This is a genomic window from Polaribacter sp. Asnod6-C07 (assembly GCF_045063625.1).
GTDB classification, from domain to species: Bacteria; Bacteroidota; Bacteroidia; order Flavobacteriales; family Flavobacteriaceae; genus Polaribacter; species Polaribacter vadi_A.
In genome coordinates this window covers 25703-41188 of sequence record NZ_JBEFOF010000005.1, presented here as the reverse complement: position 1 = coordinate 41188, position 15486 = coordinate 25703, and the positions used below count along the sequence as shown (strand labels likewise).

Here is a 15486-nt window from a genome sequence, read left to right as displayed (position 1 = left end):
TTATCTTAAAATTTTATTTGGGAAAACAACTACGCTTTCTTCACCATTTTCACCAACAGCAGCAACTCCAAAAAAGAAATTATCAATTACAATTCCTTCTAAAGTAAATTCTGTAGTTTCTACGTATCTAGAATTATCCCAAGTTGGAGATGTAGTGTCTCTCCAATAAATTTTATAGCCTTTAGCACCATCAACTTTGTTCCATTTAAGTTTTGCAGAAGCTTCTACAATTCCGCCAATGGCAACTTCTTTAGGTGCTTCTGGTGCCCAAGCTAAACTGGCTAAATTAATTGCATTTACAGCAGTTAATTTTTTTGTGTAGGGAAAATTTACATGCTCTAAAACATCTCCATAATTAATGCCATTTTCGGTTCTAATATCTTGATGTTGTTGTGTGTAATTTTCATGAGCTTCCATAATTCTTATTCCTGCAAAACCTAAATCGTTAAAAGGCCTGTGATGTCCTCCACGTCCAAAACGATCTAATCTATAAATCATCATCGGATTCATTTCTGGCATATAAGTCTTCACATTTTTATGAATATATCTTGCTAACTGACGCGAAATCCCATCAACTTCACCACCATAAAAACGACGCATTTTTCTTGCTCTTTCTGTTTCATTAGCAGGTACAGGTTCAGAGAAAATTCTAAAAGATCTATTGTCAGTAACACCATCTACACCAGTAATATTACCAATCATATCATTATTAAGAACACCAATAATTTCCCATTCTTTCTCTTTAGCATATTTTGCTAAACCAGCACCACCAAAAAGCCCTTGTTCTTCACCAGAAAGACCAACATAAATAATGCTACTTTCAAATTTGTATTTGCTTAAAACTCTTGCTGCTTCTATAGTTCCTGCCATTCCTGAGGCATTATCATTTGCACCTGGAGCATCTGTAGTAAAATCCATAGTGTTACTTGCACGTGAATCTATATCTCCACTCATAATTACATATCTGTTAGGGTATTTTGTACCTTTTTGAATAGCAATTACGTTAACAACCCAAGCATCATGAGGTACTCTTCTATTACCTTTTTTGGTAACAAAATCTTTTTGATAAAATACGTTTAAGCAGTTATCGCAATTTGTAGAAATGTTTTCGAATTCAGATTTTATCCATCTTCTTGCAGCTCCAATTCCTCGAGTTTCAGAAATAGTGTCAGAAAAAGTATTTCTAGTGCCAAAGTTTGCTAATTTTTTTACATCTGCTTCAATTCTATCTGCAGAAACAGCATCAATAATATCATAAATTTTTTGATTGGTTTGTGCAGTAATTACTGCAGTAAATAAAATAAATAAGAATGTAATTTTTTTCATGTATTACTTTTTAAATTTCCAAAAAGGAATGGTTACAATTATAGGGTTTAAAGTATCTTTTTTTCGAATTCTTTTTCTTGTAATTTCTAAGAAATGCTTGCCATAAGATAAAGTGTCTATGTCTAAAAAAGTTTCAAAACCCAGTCTTTTATATTTGTTTGTGGTTGCTATAAAATCTGATTCGTGTTTGTTTTTATCAATATAAATTTTATAAGTATCATTAAGAGTTTTGTAATATTCTGTTCTTAAACTATCTATTTTTTTAGGTGAATTACTTAAAGAAATTATACTAGACCTTAAACCTCTTCTGTCTTCTTTTGGTTCTAAGCCTTTATTAAAATCATATAATCTATCTTCTAAACTTTGATTATAAATTAAAAAAACCTTTAAATAATTATCTGTTATTACTTTTGATGGAATTGAGGCAGTTTTAATAAAATCGTTTTCATGCAATATTTGATCATCATAATTATTGGCATTTGTAAAATATTTAGATGAACTGTTTTCTTTGTTTAAATAATTAGATTTATGGTTGCTAAATGTGGTTAAGAAAATGATGCCCACATAAATAGGTATTAAAATCCAGCTGAGTTTTTTGCCAAATTTGTTGTCTAAAAAATTGTAAACTAATGGTCTGTATAAAAAGGATAAAGTTATAAAACTGAATATTTTATAAATAGGGAAATAGAATTTAGAAGTCCATTTTTTTCTTTTTAAAAAACCTTGACTAATAAAATCTATGAATGTTAATAAAGCACCAAAGCAAATAAATAAAATTAATAATATACCAATTATTAATAATATAAAACCCCAAGTATTTTGTAAATCAGTATCTATAAAAATAAAGGTTGTTAATATAATAGTAACTATGCATAATAAACAAGCCAGAAAATAGAAAATAAAAAGAAAAGAAACTGCAAAAAGTACACTGCAATAATTTTCTAAATTGGCTATATACTTATCAAAAGAACCAATTCTTTTTTGTAGAAAGTTGGTGAATTTTTCTGAGTAATTCAGTTCGTTGTAATCTATGTCACCAGAAATATAACGCAAGCCTAAAGCACCAATCCATAAACCTCTTAAAATTACGTGTATTAGCAGATTAGAAACTAAAATCCAACTAGAAACTAAGGCTGCATACCATAAAATTGTGCTTACTAAATCTTGTTCATTTTCTGCAATATCGTATCTAATTCCAATAGGTTCTATAGCAGAAAAAAGTCCGAAAATGGCAAAACCAGAGATTAGTAGTTCTAGTTGCCAACTTTCTTGTTGCAGTTTGTCTAATAATTCTCTGAATTTAGAATTTTGATAATTTTGTTCCATCAAGAAAAATATAGCTAAAGATACTTCACTTTTTAAAAACAGAAAACCACTTTATGTTAAATAAAGTGGTTTAAGGTATGTTTTAACGAAACTTTATTCTTTATCTAATTTTTTAGTTAATGTAAAGCCTACAAATAAGCCAACACCAGCCATAAAGAAAATACAAGCAGGATAAATACCATCACTATCCATAGTTGTATAAGTATCTAATAAAAGAGCTAAAAATACGCCAAGCCCAATTCCCATTAATAAAACTGCTAAATTTAAGATGATAAATTTACCTGTAGAAGATGAGGTTTTTTGATGCCCTTTCATAAAAATTGAAGCCTCAACTCCTTTTTCTATTAAGGCCAACCTTTCTTTATTTCTTGTAGAGAAGAATAAATAAAATACTCCAAAGATGCTACCAAATATTATTGCTAAAACTGCGATTTCCATAATTTATAATTTTAAAGTTTAAATGATTAATTTTATTGTGTTTGTAGCTTTGACGACAAATTTTAAATTAAGGTTACAAAAAGATTCAATTTTTTTTAAAGTTTTATTTAAAAGAGTAAAAGATCAGTTTTAAAATTATAGAAGTTATTAATAAGGTGAAAAACTTTTTTTATTTTTAATCTGATAAAAAAACACAAAAAAGTGTAACCTAATTATGCAATAGTCAGTCATAGTATAAATGACCGACAAAAACGACCAACTTTATATTACAAAAATCATCAATGGAGATGTTAATGCATTTGCACATCTTGTTGATGATTATAAGAATATGGTGTTCAGTTTGGCGTTTAAAATGACAAAGAGTAGAGAAGAGGCAGAAGAAATAAGTCAAGATACATTTATAAAAGCGTTTAAAAATTTAAAGAATTTTAAAGGCGATTCTAAATTTTCTACATGGTTGTATAGAATTGCTTATCATACAAGCTTAGATGCCATAAAAAAGAATAGAAATAATAATGCAAATTTTGAAATTAATGAAATTACATTTAATCAAATACAAGCAGTAGAAACTATTTTACAAGGTATTGAAAGAAAAGAACGCTCAAAGATTATGGATGTTTGTTTGCAAAAATTACCTGATGAACAACGTACTATAATTTGGATGTTTTATTATGATGAATTATCTTTAAAAGAAATTATGGAAGTAACTTCTTTATCTGAAGCCAATTTAAAAGTAAAATTACATAGAGCAAGAAAAAAATTATTGACTATTGTTAAAGAAAATGTTGAACCAGAAATTATAGAAAATTATGGGAGAAAATAAACATATAAACGAATTAGATGCTTTTGCTAAAAAGTATGTAAAAGAAATTGAGCAAGAAAAACCATCAGCAGATTTTACAGCTTCTTTAATGAAAAATATTTTAGAAGAAAGTAAATCTAAAGTTTTTAAAACGAAAGCTTTAATTTCTAAAAAAGGATGGGCAATTATTTCTATTTTTGTTTTAGCTGTAATTTTAATTCCTTTTAAAACTTCGGAAAAGAGTTTAATAAACTCTTTAGAATTTAATTTTTCATTTTTAGATAAAATTCAAATCCCGAATTTTTTACCAGCTATAAATCTATCAAATACAGTTTTTTATGCAATATTTTTCTTTGGATTAATGATAGTAGCCCAAGTTGTATTTTTAAAAAATCACTTTAATAAAAAGTTTCATTAAAATTTTAAATTGTGTTTTTTATGAAACCTAACAGAGTGAAAGTAACATAAAGGACCTAAAAAAGCATAAATAAAACCAGGAACTCCATACATTAATCCTATTTGAAATTTAGCCAATAAAAAAGAGATAATACCTACTAGAATAAAAATTAAAAAGTGCCTAGAATAAAATAGTAACTTTAAATTTTTATCATTTTCTCTGTCTTTTTTATAGGCTCTAAAATAGAGTAAATGAAAGCAGATAAAAATTAAAGAAAACCCAATACTGTATAATTGAAAAATATTCGAAAAATTTTCTTTACTAATCATTTCACCTCCAATTCCTGTATTTAAAAGAGAACGTATTGGAAATATGTAAAATAAAACTGTAAAAAGTAAAACCATATTTAAGCCAATAATCCAATTATCAATATAGTTTGTTCTTCTATAAAAGTTGTAATGTACTTTCCAAATGGCCATCATTACGAAAAAACTAACTGCAAAACTTATAAAATTGGGTAGTTCGTCTGTAAAAGAAGTAATTGAGGTATTTATACCAATATTTACAACCATTAAAGTAGCTGCAAACGCAAAAACGCCATCTGAAACGCTTTCTAATCTGTCTTTTGAGTGTATGAATTTCATTATTAATTTACATAAAAGTTACACTTGTAATTTTTCCGTTTTTCATTGTATAAATAGCAACTGCTTTAAACGTTCTTCCATTTGCTGTTACCAATTCGTGGTCTATTATTTTATCTTTATAAACAATTCTTTTTAAGATTTTACAATGTAAATCTGGTGTATTTTTAAAAAATGAAGCATAGTTTTCTCTCATTTTTTCTACACCTTCATAATTTAATTTATTCGGAAAATTAAACACTTTTACATTTTTAGCATAAGGTTTTAAAAATGCATCTATATCTCTTTTATTGTAACCTTGTAATTGTTCTTCTGCTAAATATTCAGGAGAAACTTCTGCAACAATAGCTAGTTTTGTACTTGTTGCATTTACAGCAATTCTAGAAATATTATTTATATTCTCATCAGTAAAATTAAAAAATAAACTAAGGTTTTTATCTTTCTTCGGATTGAATTTGTAAATAGAATTCCCTTTAGAAATTAATAAAGTACCATTTGTTAACCAAGTAACATCTTCAGATTTACCTAAAGAGCAAATAGTTTTAATCTCTAGTGTTTCAGGATTCAGAGATTTTAATAACCAATATTCTTTATTTTCTTTGCTTATAAAACTAACCAAGTTTGAATTTGGTATTTTATGAATTGATCTACCCACCATTTTGGTAACAGTAGTATTGGTTTTATTTTTTAAGTTTGATGCAATAAGGTGCAAACTATCATTTACAATTACAGAAGCAATTAATGTATTTTTATTTAACCAAAAAGGATAAGCAACTTTTAAATTTGGTAACAATTCTTTGTCTTTACCAGTTTTAAAATTATAGGTATAAAAACGTTGCAAACCATCATTATCTAATCTTACAGCAGAAACATTTTTTGAATTCGGTATTTTCTGAGGGGAATATTCACCACCATTTTCTGTATTATTAATATAGGATATTTCTTGATCTCTTACATTGTATTTTGCAATGTCTGTTTGCCCATTTCTGGCAGATGCAAACAGAATAAGGTTATCATTATAAAAATACGGTTGGCTGTCATAACCTTTGTTGTTAGATATATTTTTGCCATTTGTAAGTTTATAACCTTCACCAGAAATTTCAATATCAAAAAGATGAATTTCAGTATTTGTTTGTGCAGTAATTAAGGTTGATATAAGTAAAAAGAGAAGAATTAATTTTTTCATTTTAACATCGTTTTTCTCAAAGATAACAAAACAAAAATTTAAATTTCTAAATACATAACATGATTTGGGTTGCTATGTGTTTCAGATATTTTAAAATCTAAACTGCCAACTTTTCTAAAACCCATTTTTTTGTAGAACTTTATTCCTTTTTGGTTTTCTATCCAAACTGCTAACCAGATACCAGATTGATTATGCTGTTTGCTGAGTTGTATGTTAAAATCAAATAAAATTTTACCTAACCCCAAACCATAAAATTCTTTCAAAAAATACAATCTGCTCATATACGTTGTGTTTTTAGCGGCTATGTTTTTGTTAATTTTATTAAAAACTATTTTTGAATATCCAGCAATTTTATCATCAACATAAAAAAGATAGTATTCATTTTTGTGGTCTAATAATTCTATAACAAAGTTTTTTTTACTAAAATTTTCTGCAACATAATTATCTATATCGCTTTTAGGAGCAGAGTGTCCATGTGCAGGTAAAAATGTATCAATACTTAATTTTGATAAAAGTTTAGCATCTTTAAGTGTTGCTTTTACAATTTTATGCATTTATCAACCTAAAAATTATAAAGTAGTTGCACTAAAAGTATCTCCTTGATTAATATCTCCAGTTTCAAAACCTTTTTTAAACCAACGCATTCTTTGAGCAGAAGTTCCGTGCGTAAAAGAATCTGGCACAACTCTGCCAGAAGATTGTTGTTGTAAACGATCATCACCAATAGCAAAAGCAGCATTTAGAGCTTCTTGCAAATCACCATCATCTAAAATTAAGTTCATGTTTTTAGCATGATGCGCCCAAACACCTGCTAAAAAATCTGCTTGTAATTCTAGTTTTACAGAAAATTGATTGTATTCTTTTTGGCTTACTCTACCTCTTAATTGTTGCATTTTATCTGTAGTGCCCATTAAATTTTGAATATGATGCCCAACTTCATGAGCAATTACATAAGCTTGTGCAAAATCTCCAGGAGCATTTAATTTGGTTTCCATTTCTTGAAAAAAACTTAAATCGATATACAATTGGTTATCTCCAGGGCAATAAAAAGGGCCAGTTGCGCTTGATGCAGATCCACAAGCAGAAGAAACTGAATTGGTAAATAAAACCAATTTAGGTTCTTGGTAATTATTTAAAATGTTATTCCAAACATCTTCTGTACTTCTTAAAACTCGATTACTAAATTCTGCTAATTCGTTTTCTGAAGCTGTACCTTTATAATTTGTATTTTGTATTTGATTGGTAGATCCACTATATAAAAACTGTAAAGGATTAATACCAGAAAAATACATTAATAGACCAACAACAGCTACAATAATTAATCCTTTTTTTGTGCTAACTAGTTTTAGGATTAACGGAATTAACATTCCTGCTAAACCACTTCCTCCACTAAATCCTCTACCAGAACTTTGGCCTCTTCTATCATCTACATTAGAACTTCTTTTAGTGCTTCTCCATTTCATAATTTCTTCATGTTTCTATTGAGGCTTAAAAGTAATAAATTTATAGAAACTTAAACAGTTATTCTTAAGCCATCATTAAATTGTTAGTAGTGCTTATTCATTCAATTAATCAATTTTAGTAAAGATTTCTATATTTTTAAAAATGGTGTCATTTCTATAATATGTATTTACTTGCTTGTAAGTATTTGTATTAAATTCAATAGGAATTACGTAAGTATTTACATCACTTTTCATAGATTTTGAAGTTGACGTCAATTTTTCAGTAATGGTATCATTCTTAAAAGTGTAAGTTCCATAACCACTCCAATCTACACCGTTTTTATCTGTATCTGTATTCCAAAGTACATGTCCATTCAAATATATTTTGTGCTGTACTTTATTGTATTCTTTTACAATAGTATCTGAGTTTGCTAAAGTGTAAAAAGCATCTAATTTCCAAACACCTTTTAATGGGGCTTGAACATTGTTTTTATTATTACAAGAAACTAGTAATCCTAAAAAAACACTTAGAATAATTGCTTTAAAAATTTTAATTTTAGTTTTCATTTTCAATGTCTTTAGGTTGATTAATCTTTAATTCTAAAATAAGTTTTAGTTGTTTATAAGATAAGGAAGTTCTTGAATAATCTATCTCTATATTTCAATTAAATTTTTAATCGTTTTATAAAAATATTTTCATCTTTTGATCATAAAGAAAATTTAAAACTAGATTTAGATGTTCTCTAAATACAGTGAATATAATTTTTGAAATATTAAAAGGAATAATAGATTCTGCATTAATACTTTTAAAATCAATAATTTAATTAGTGATTTTAAAAGTGTATGTAGCAATTAATTTGTTTTCTAAATACAGATGAACATCAAAAAAACCTTTATTTTTAAAAGTGTGATTTAAGGTTAAAATGTTATTTTTTTTATGAAATTCTGGTTTTATTGTTTTTTCTGATGCTCCATTATCAATAATAAATTTTATTTTATTGATGTTCTGATTTTCTTTTAAAAGATATTGAAAAGTGAAAACGGAGTTCTTTTTTAAAATATGATCCATTTTATTAGGTGAAATATGTTCTTTAATAGTTGTAAAGGCATCACCATAAATTAAAGGTAATTCAGTATATTCTATAAAATTTGGAGTAGTTTTACCTAATAAAGAAAATTGATTATCAGCAGGAAAATGGTTTAAGAAAAACAATTCAGGATCTGCTAAAAAATAACCATCATTGTAAATGAATTGAAATCTACCTTCTTCTGGAAAAGAAATTCCTGTAGACCAAGTTGGGTCGCATAAATACCATTTGTTATTTAGTTTTACAACATTCCAAGTATGATTTGGCATGGTAAGTTTAGAAAAATCTACAGTTGCAGTTCTTGCAAAACCATTAACCATATAAGATTCTATACCTACTATTTTACACATTTCTTTTAGTAAATAAGCATAACCAGTACAAATGGTTTTTTTCTTTTTTAGTAACTTTTTAAATAGTGTTTTTTTAAATTTAGAATTCCAATTTTCTAATTTTAGAGAATCTTTTTCAAAACGATTTCTTTTTCTTTCGTTTAATGTATACAACCTAAAGTCGTTAGCAATATTATTGCAAATCCAAACATAAATAGCTCTTAGCTTTTCTACGTCAGTCTCTAGATTGTTGGTTAAATTGTATGTAAGTTTATTTAACTCATACAACCTTTTAGTTTTGGTAGTATTAGCAATTCTATCTGCTTTAGTGAAATTTATATGTTTAAAATCAGATTGTTGAGAAAAACATAAACTTGCGTAAAATAAAAGGAAAAAGAGTGTAGTTTTTGGCATAAAACCTATTCTTTATTTCTTTTAGATTTAAAACGTTTATTGCTATTTAGTGCGCCTAACATTTGGTTATCATCTTCTTGTAAAGTGATTTTTAAATAAGTTGAATTTGCGCCAATTTTAATTCTTTTGGTAATAAAACCCAAGTAAGAAACTTCTAAAATATCGCCAACTTTTAATCTTTGAGGGAAAGTAAATTCACCTTTTTTGTTTGAACTCGTTCCTGTGTTGGTTCCTTGTAAAAAGATGTTTGCACCGTTTAAAACTTCGGTTTCTTCGTAAGTTTGCCCTTTTACAATTCCTTTAACTAGAAGATCTTGAGCACTTAATTCTGATGAAAAAAAGAAAAGTGATAAAAATAATCCTAATAAAATAAATGTAGATTTCTTTGAAGTAAATGTTGGAATAGTTTTCATAATAATATATTTTAAATTCATATCAAAATTAGTCAAGAAGGCTTAGTTTTAAAAATGATATTTAGTAACTGATTCTTTTTTAAAGGTTAAAGTTACTTTTTATTTAGGGAAATTGAAAATCTGAATTGTTAAAAAGATATTGAACCTAGTTAATTATTTATTATTAATACCAGCGCTTTTTGTTCTTTTTAGAAGCCGTAGATTTTCTGCTTTTTTTGTGTTTGCTTACAGTATTTGGTTGCTTTTTGATGTGTTTTGGTTTGTTGATAGGATAAGGATGATCTTCAATAACCTTAATCGATTTTTCAATTAAATTTTCGATTGTTTTGATATAACTGTTTTCGTCTGGCGAACAAAATGAAAATGCAATTCCAGATTTACCAGCTCTACCAGTTCTACCTATTCTATGCACATAAGTTTCTGGTACATTAGGAATATCAAAATTAATAATAGCATCTACATTTGTAATGTCAATTCCACGTGCAGCAACATCAGTAGCAATTAAAATAGAAGCTTTTTTAGTTTTAAAATCTTCTATTGCCTTGTTTCTAACTCCTTGAGTTTTATCTCCATGAATGCTAGCAACATTATAACCGTTTTTTATTAAAGTTTGCTCAAGTTTATCAACACCAAATTTGGTGCGTCTAAAAATGATTATTTTACCATTAATTGTATTTCTAAGCAAATGCAAACATAAATCTGTTTTGTTCTTTTTTGGTAGATAATACAATAACTGCCCAATATTTTTTGCAGTAGTTTCTTCTGGATTAATTTCTATTTTTGTCGCATTTTTAATAACTGATTGTGCTAATTCATCAATTTTATCAGGAATAGTTGCAGAAAATAAAAGCGTTTGTTTTTTTCTCGGACAAAGTTTTTCAATCTTTTTTACATCATTAATAAAACCCATGTCTAACATTAAATCAGCTTCGTCTAAAACTAGAATTTCTAGCTGACTTAAATCGATATTACCTTGCATTTGTAAATCGATTAATCTACCAGGTGTTGCAACTAAAATATCTACACCTTTAGCTAAAATTTCTTTTTGCGGTTCTAAAGAAACTCCACCAAAAACAGCTGTAGATCTTAAATTAGAATATTTACTGTAAGATTTAAAGTTCTCTAAAATCTGAATTGCTAACTCACGAGTAGGAGTAACTACTAAAGATTTTATCTTTTTTTCGCCTTTTTCTGCGTCTTGTTTATCAAACAATAATTCGATAATTGGTAAGGCAAAAGCGGCTGTTTTTCCTGTGCCAGTTTGTGCAGAAACAATTACATTTTTTTTAGCCAAAACCAATGGAATGGTTTTTTCTTGAACTAAAGTTGGTTTGTGAAAGCGTTGTTCTGCAACTGCTTTTAAAATGGATTTATGTAAAGGTAATTCAGAAAACTGCATGTATTATTTTTTGGCAAAGTTAGTTTAAATAGAATTGTTAGTCTGTAGCAATACCAAAATAAACCCAAGTAACATTTTCGTTAAAAGGATTACGCATAGAATGATATTCGCCCTGCTCTATAGTAATACAATCTCCAGATGTTACAATTAGTTTTTTATCATTTACAATAAATTCGGCTTTGCCTGTTTGAATATAGAAAACTTCGTACATAGAATCGTGTTTGTGCGTTTCTACTTCTTGACCAGGAGTAAAAGTTGCAGAACCAAACATCATTAATTGTGGCACTTCATCTTTATTGATAAAAACTTTTTTCTTTATAGCATCATCATGACTTGTACCAATTTCTGGTAATTGATTTGTATGGACTAGTTTCATTAATGTTTATTTTATAATTCTAATTTACAAAAACTATTAATCTAATGGATTACATTTTCGAAATAATGGAACTATAAATATTCTATCATTCTTTTTTATCTTGTTGTTCTATGTAATGTTGATTACCAAAAATAGATTTATCCTCTTCATTTATTGAGTTAGAAAACCCCAGCATTAAGGCAGTTATAATTAAGATTGTTTTTCTTTTAACCCAAAGTAATAAGTATTTGAACTTCTTTGAATAGTTGTTTGTTTTATACATTTATATAATGATAAATAGTGAAACTTAGTTTTTTATCATCGATTGCTTTTCAGCATTTGCTTAAAAAAAAGAGTTTTAAGCTATGTATAAATTTGATTTTAAATTACTAACAGTAATTTTCTGGAGTAAAAAAATATGTTGCTTATTCTGATAAGCAATTTCTAGAAATAATTGCTTTTGAAGTTTTAAAATAAGTCTAATTTTATTTTGAAAAACATTTTTAAAATGAATGTTTTCTAAAATAAATGCAAGAAGATATTCGTTAGAATCGTTTTGCTTTAAAACTATGTGTTTAGTTTTTTTAAGACTAAGTTTTTTATTCTGAAATGATTTTGAATACTGATGATATTCTGATGAATTACGATGAGAATAAGCAGGAGATTCTACAACTGATATTATCAGAATCAATAAAAAAACGAAAAATTGTTTCAGTTGCATATTATATTTATTAAAAAACAAACCTCTTTGAAGATTCAAAGAGGTTTGTATATTTTTAGCTTTTACACTACTTAATCAACTCGTAAGAACGTTTAATAAAGTTGGTTAACTCTTCACCATGTAAAAGGTTTTGAGATAATTTAGCTAAATCAAAAGCTTGCGAAATTAAGTGTTTTTGCTTGTCTTCATCTGCAGATAAAATTTCTGAAACTAATGGATTGTTTGTATTTACAATTAAGTTATACATATCAGGAAAATTACCCATTCCCATCATTCCACCACCACCAGAAGCTTGCATTTCTTTCATTCTACGCATAAATTCTGGAACTGTAATTAAAAATGGAGAAGAATTAGAATCCATAGCTTCTAATTGAACAGTGTACGTTTGTTTTGGTACAGCAGCTTCAATAATTGGCTTTAATTTGTCTTTTTCTTCATCAGATAATTTAGAAATTACAGCATCATCTTTTTTAATTAAATTATCAATAAAATCAGCATCTACTCTTGTAAATTTAACTTTAGCATCTCCACCTTCTAATTTTTGCATTAAATGCGAAATAATTGGCGAATCTAAAATTACAACTTCATATCCTTTTGCAGTAGCTTCTTGTATGTAACTGTGTTGAGCATCTTTATTAGAAGCGTATAAAATTACGTGATTACCTTCTTTATCAGTTTGTGAATCTTTTGTTTTTTCAATTAATTCATCAAAAGTAAAGTAAGTATCAGCAACTGTTGGGTATAAAGCAAATTTCTTTGCTTTATCAAAGAATTTATCTTCGGATAACATTCCGTATTCAATAATTACTTTGATATCATTCCATTTTTGCTCAAAATCTGCTCTATCTTTTTTGAATAATGAAGATAATTTATCAGCTACCTTTTTAGTAATGTAACCAGAAATCTTTTTTACAGCACCATCAGCCTGTAAATAAGAACGAGAAACGTTTAACGGAATGTCTGGAGAATCTATAACACCTTTAAGCATTTGTAAAAAGTCTGGTACAATTCCCTCAACATTATCTGTTACATATACTTGATTTTGATACAATTGTATTTTATCCTTTTGCATATCCATACTTTGGGTTAACTTAGGAAAGAATAAAATACCTGTTAAGTTAAAAGGATAATCTACATTTAAATGAATGTGGAATAACGACTCTTCAAATTGCATTGGATACAATTCTCTGTAGAAATTATCATAATCTTCCTTTTCTAAATCAGCAGGTTTCTTAGTCCAAGCTGGGTCTGTATTATTGATAATATCATCAACTTCAATTTGTCTGTGAGGTTCAGTAGTTTCTTTACCTTCAGCATCTTTAGTTGTTTGTGGTTCGTGAGTTGGATCGTTTACTTTTTTAGTACCGAATTTAATTGGCACTTGGTTAAAACGATTGTACTTAGTTAACAAACCTTTAATTTTACCTTCTTCTAAAAATTCAGTAGAATCTTCTGCAATATGTAAAACAATTTCTGTACCTCTATCAGCTTTATCATTTTCTACTAAAGTATATTCAGGAGAACCATCACAAGTCCAATGAGCAGCAGGTGCATCTTTAAAAGATTTTGTAAAGATTTCAACTTTATCAGCTACCATAAATGCTGAATAAAAACCTAAACCAAAGTGCCCAATTACACCAGTTTCGTTTTTATCATCTTTGTATTTATCTAAAAATTCTTCAGCACCAGAAAATGCAATTTGGTTGATGTATTTTTCAACTTCATCCATTGTCATACCTAAACCTTGATCTTTAATAGTTAAGGTTTTAGCTTCTTCATTAATACTGATTTCTATTTTAGCATCACCTAATTCAGTTTTAGCTTCGCCAATAGAAATTAAGTGTTTCAATTTTGTAGTTGCATCAGTTCCGTTAGAAATTAATTCTCGTAAAAAGATTTCGTGATCAGAATACAAGAATTTTTTAATCAGCGGAAAAATATTTTCTACTGATACATTAATGTTTCCTTTGCTCATAATTTATGTTTATTTTATATTATTTTCTGATGTACAAGTAGTCAAAAAAAATACCAAAGATTTATTTCTGACAAGATGACATAATAATTAAAAATTGGCATAAAAGACTTTTATATTGAATTTTTACTATTTTAGCTTATTCCAAAAAAATAAATAATAAAAAACATACCAATAAAATATGTATAATTCAAAAATCACTGGCTTAGGGTATTTTGTTCCAGAAAATGTTGTGACGAACAACGATTTAAAAGAATTTATGGATACTTCTGATGAATGGATTCAAGAAAGAACAGGTATCAAAGAACGTAGATGGATAGACCCAAAAACTGGTGAAGATACATCAACAATGGGTGTGAAAGCTGCTAAGATTGCCATAGAAAGAGCAGGTTTAACTAAGGATGATATCGATTTTATTGTGTTTGCTACATTGAGTCCAGACATGTATTTTCCTGGAGGTGGAGTTCGTGTACAAGATATGCTAGATATGCCAACAATTGGTGCGTTAGATGTTAGAAACCAATGTTCTGGTTTTATTTATTCTATGTCTGTAGCAGATCAATTTATAAAAACAGGAATGTATAAAAACATTTTAGTAATTGGTTCTGAAAATCATTCTGGAGGTTTAGAAAAATCTACAAGAGGTAGAAATGTTTCTGTAATTTTTGGAGATGGAGCAGGAGCTGCAGTACTATCTAGATGTGAAGAAGAAGGTAAAGGAATTTTATCATCGCATTTACATTCAGAAGGTAAACACGCAAGAGAATTAATGTTAGAAGGGCCAAGTACTGGAAGATGGGTTCCAGAAATTATGGATGCTAATGATCCTGATGATGTTTCTTATTTTCCTTATATGAATGGGCAGTTTGTATTTAAACATGCTGTAACTCGTTTCTCAGAAGCAATTGTAGAAGGTTTACAAGCAAATAATTTACAGAAAGAAGATATAGATATGTTAATTCCACATCAAGCCAATTTGAGAATTGCACAGTTTATACAAAAGAAGTTCAGGTTGGCAGATGATAATGTTTATAATAATATTATGAACTATGGTAACACTACAGCTGCATCTGTAATTATAGCATTAACTGAAGCCTGGGAAAAAGGTAAAATAAAAGATAATGATTTAGTTGTTTTAGCTGCTTTTGGTAGTGGTTTTACTTGGGGTTCTGTTATAATTCGTTGGTAATTTGTACACTTAATTATAAATAAAAAAAGGTTTTACATTTTGTAAAAC

At 27.8% G+C, this 15486-nt stretch carries 17 protein-coding genes; 3 read left to right on the top strand and 14 right to left on the bottom strand.

The features are described 5' to 3' along the window. From ACJJVK_RS00285 to ACJJVK_RS00275, 3 genes are all read right to left on the bottom strand, one after another. Entirely contained in the window at positions 1–1326 is a 1326-nt protein-coding gene (locus ACJJVK_RS00285; protein ID WP_405562163.1) for a M28 family peptidase, read from the bottom strand. A 3-nt stretch (positions 1327–1329) separates the two neighbouring features. Beyond that, on the bottom strand, positions 1330–2652 hold the full coding sequence (locus ACJJVK_RS00280) for a hypothetical protein (protein WP_215995959.1): 1323 nt from the start codon (positions 2650–2652) through the stop codon (positions 1330–1332). A 93-nt stretch (positions 2653–2745) separates the two neighbouring features. Beyond that, on the bottom strand, positions 2746–3090 hold the full coding sequence (locus ACJJVK_RS00275; RefSeq protein ID WP_215995960.1) for a DUF6249 domain-containing protein: 345 nt from the start codon (positions 3088–3090) through the stop codon (positions 2746–2748). A 238-nt stretch (positions 3091–3328) separates the two neighbouring features. Between ACJJVK_RS00275 and ACJJVK_RS00270 the strand changes: the two genes are divergently transcribed. Together ACJJVK_RS00270 and ACJJVK_RS00265 are read left to right on the top strand one after the other, a co-directional pair. Next, positions 3329–3913 (top strand): RNA polymerase sigma factor, encoded by a 585-nt coding sequence (locus ACJJVK_RS00270; protein WP_405562161.1) that lies wholly within the window; start codon positions 3329–3331, stop codon positions 3911–3913. Beyond that, on the top strand, positions 3900–4310 hold the full coding sequence (locus ACJJVK_RS00265; RefSeq protein WP_405562159.1) for a hypothetical protein: 411 nt from the start codon (positions 3900–3902) through the stop codon (positions 4308–4310). The genes ACJJVK_RS00270 and ACJJVK_RS00265 overlap by 14 nt, the downstream gene beginning before the upstream one ends. Here ACJJVK_RS00265 and ACJJVK_RS00260 read toward each other — a convergent pair. The 11 genes from ACJJVK_RS00260 to htpG form a co-directional block, all read right to left on the bottom strand. Next, entirely contained in the window at positions 4307–4933 is a 627-nt protein-coding gene (locus ACJJVK_RS00260) for a TMEM175 family protein (RefSeq protein ID WP_405562157.1), read from the bottom strand. The two genes, ACJJVK_RS00265 and ACJJVK_RS00260, sit on opposite strands and share 4 nt — an antisense overlap. A gap of 7 nt (positions 4934–4940) precedes the next feature. Next, positions 4941–6116 (bottom strand): nuclear transport factor 2 family protein, encoded by a 1176-nt coding sequence (locus ACJJVK_RS00255; protein ID WP_405562155.1) that lies wholly within the window; start codon positions 6114–6116, stop codon positions 4941–4943. 38 nt (positions 6117–6154) lie between these two features. After that, positions 6155–6670, bottom strand: coding sequence for a GNAT family N-acetyltransferase (locus tag ACJJVK_RS00250; protein ID WP_405562153.1), 516 nt, complete (start codon positions 6668–6670; stop codon positions 6155–6157). A gap of 15 nt (positions 6671–6685) precedes the next feature. After that, entirely contained in the window at positions 6686–7579 is an 894-nt protein-coding gene (locus tag ACJJVK_RS00245; protein ID WP_405562152.1) for a neutral zinc metallopeptidase, read from the bottom strand. 105 nt (positions 7580–7684) lie between these two features. Further along, positions 7685–8125, bottom strand: a complete 441-nt coding sequence (locus ACJJVK_RS00240; RefSeq protein ID WP_405562151.1) for a hypothetical protein — start codon at positions 8123–8125, stop codon at positions 7685–7687. A 253-nt stretch (positions 8126–8378) separates the two neighbouring features. Next, positions 8379–9389 carry a transglutaminase domain-containing protein gene (locus ACJJVK_RS00235; RefSeq protein WP_405562149.1) on the bottom strand — a complete coding sequence of 337 codons (1011 nt, stop codon included), beginning with the start codon at positions 9387–9389 and terminating at the stop codon, positions 8379–8381. A gap of 5 nt (positions 9390–9394) precedes the next feature. Continuing rightward, positions 9395–9802 carry a carboxypeptidase-like regulatory domain-containing protein gene (locus tag ACJJVK_RS00230; RefSeq protein ID WP_405562148.1) on the bottom strand — a complete coding sequence of 136 codons (408 nt, stop codon included), beginning with the start codon at positions 9800–9802 and terminating at the stop codon, positions 9395–9397. Positions 9803–9965: 163 nt separating this feature from the next. Continuing rightward, a complete protein-coding gene (locus tag ACJJVK_RS00225; protein WP_405562147.1) occupies positions 9966–11201 on the bottom strand; it encodes a DEAD/DEAH box helicase in 1236 nt (411 codons plus the stop codon). Positions 11202–11238: 37 nt separating this feature from the next. Further along, positions 11239–11577, bottom strand: coding sequence for a cupin domain-containing protein (locus ACJJVK_RS00220; RefSeq protein ID WP_405562146.1), 339 nt, complete (start codon positions 11575–11577; stop codon positions 11239–11241). Between the two features lie 337 nt (positions 11578–11914). Then, the gene (locus ACJJVK_RS00215; protein WP_405562145.1) at positions 11915–12277 is read right to left on the bottom strand and encodes a hypothetical protein; all 363 of its coding nucleotides are present in this window, start codon (positions 12275–12277) and stop codon (positions 11915–11917) included. Positions 12278–12344: 67 nt separating this feature from the next. Continuing rightward, positions 12345–14252, bottom strand: coding sequence for a molecular chaperone HtpG (gene htpG / locus ACJJVK_RS00210; RefSeq protein WP_215995977.1), 1908 nt, complete (start codon positions 14250–14252; stop codon positions 12345–12347). Positions 14253–14430: 178 nt separating this feature from the next. Between htpG and ACJJVK_RS00205 the strand changes: the two genes are divergently transcribed. After that, positions 14431–15438 (top strand): 3-oxoacyl-ACP synthase III family protein, encoded by a 1008-nt coding sequence (locus tag ACJJVK_RS00205; protein WP_405562143.1) that lies wholly within the window; start codon positions 14431–14433, stop codon positions 15436–15438. The last annotated feature ends 48 nt before the right edge of the window (positions 15439–15486 follow it).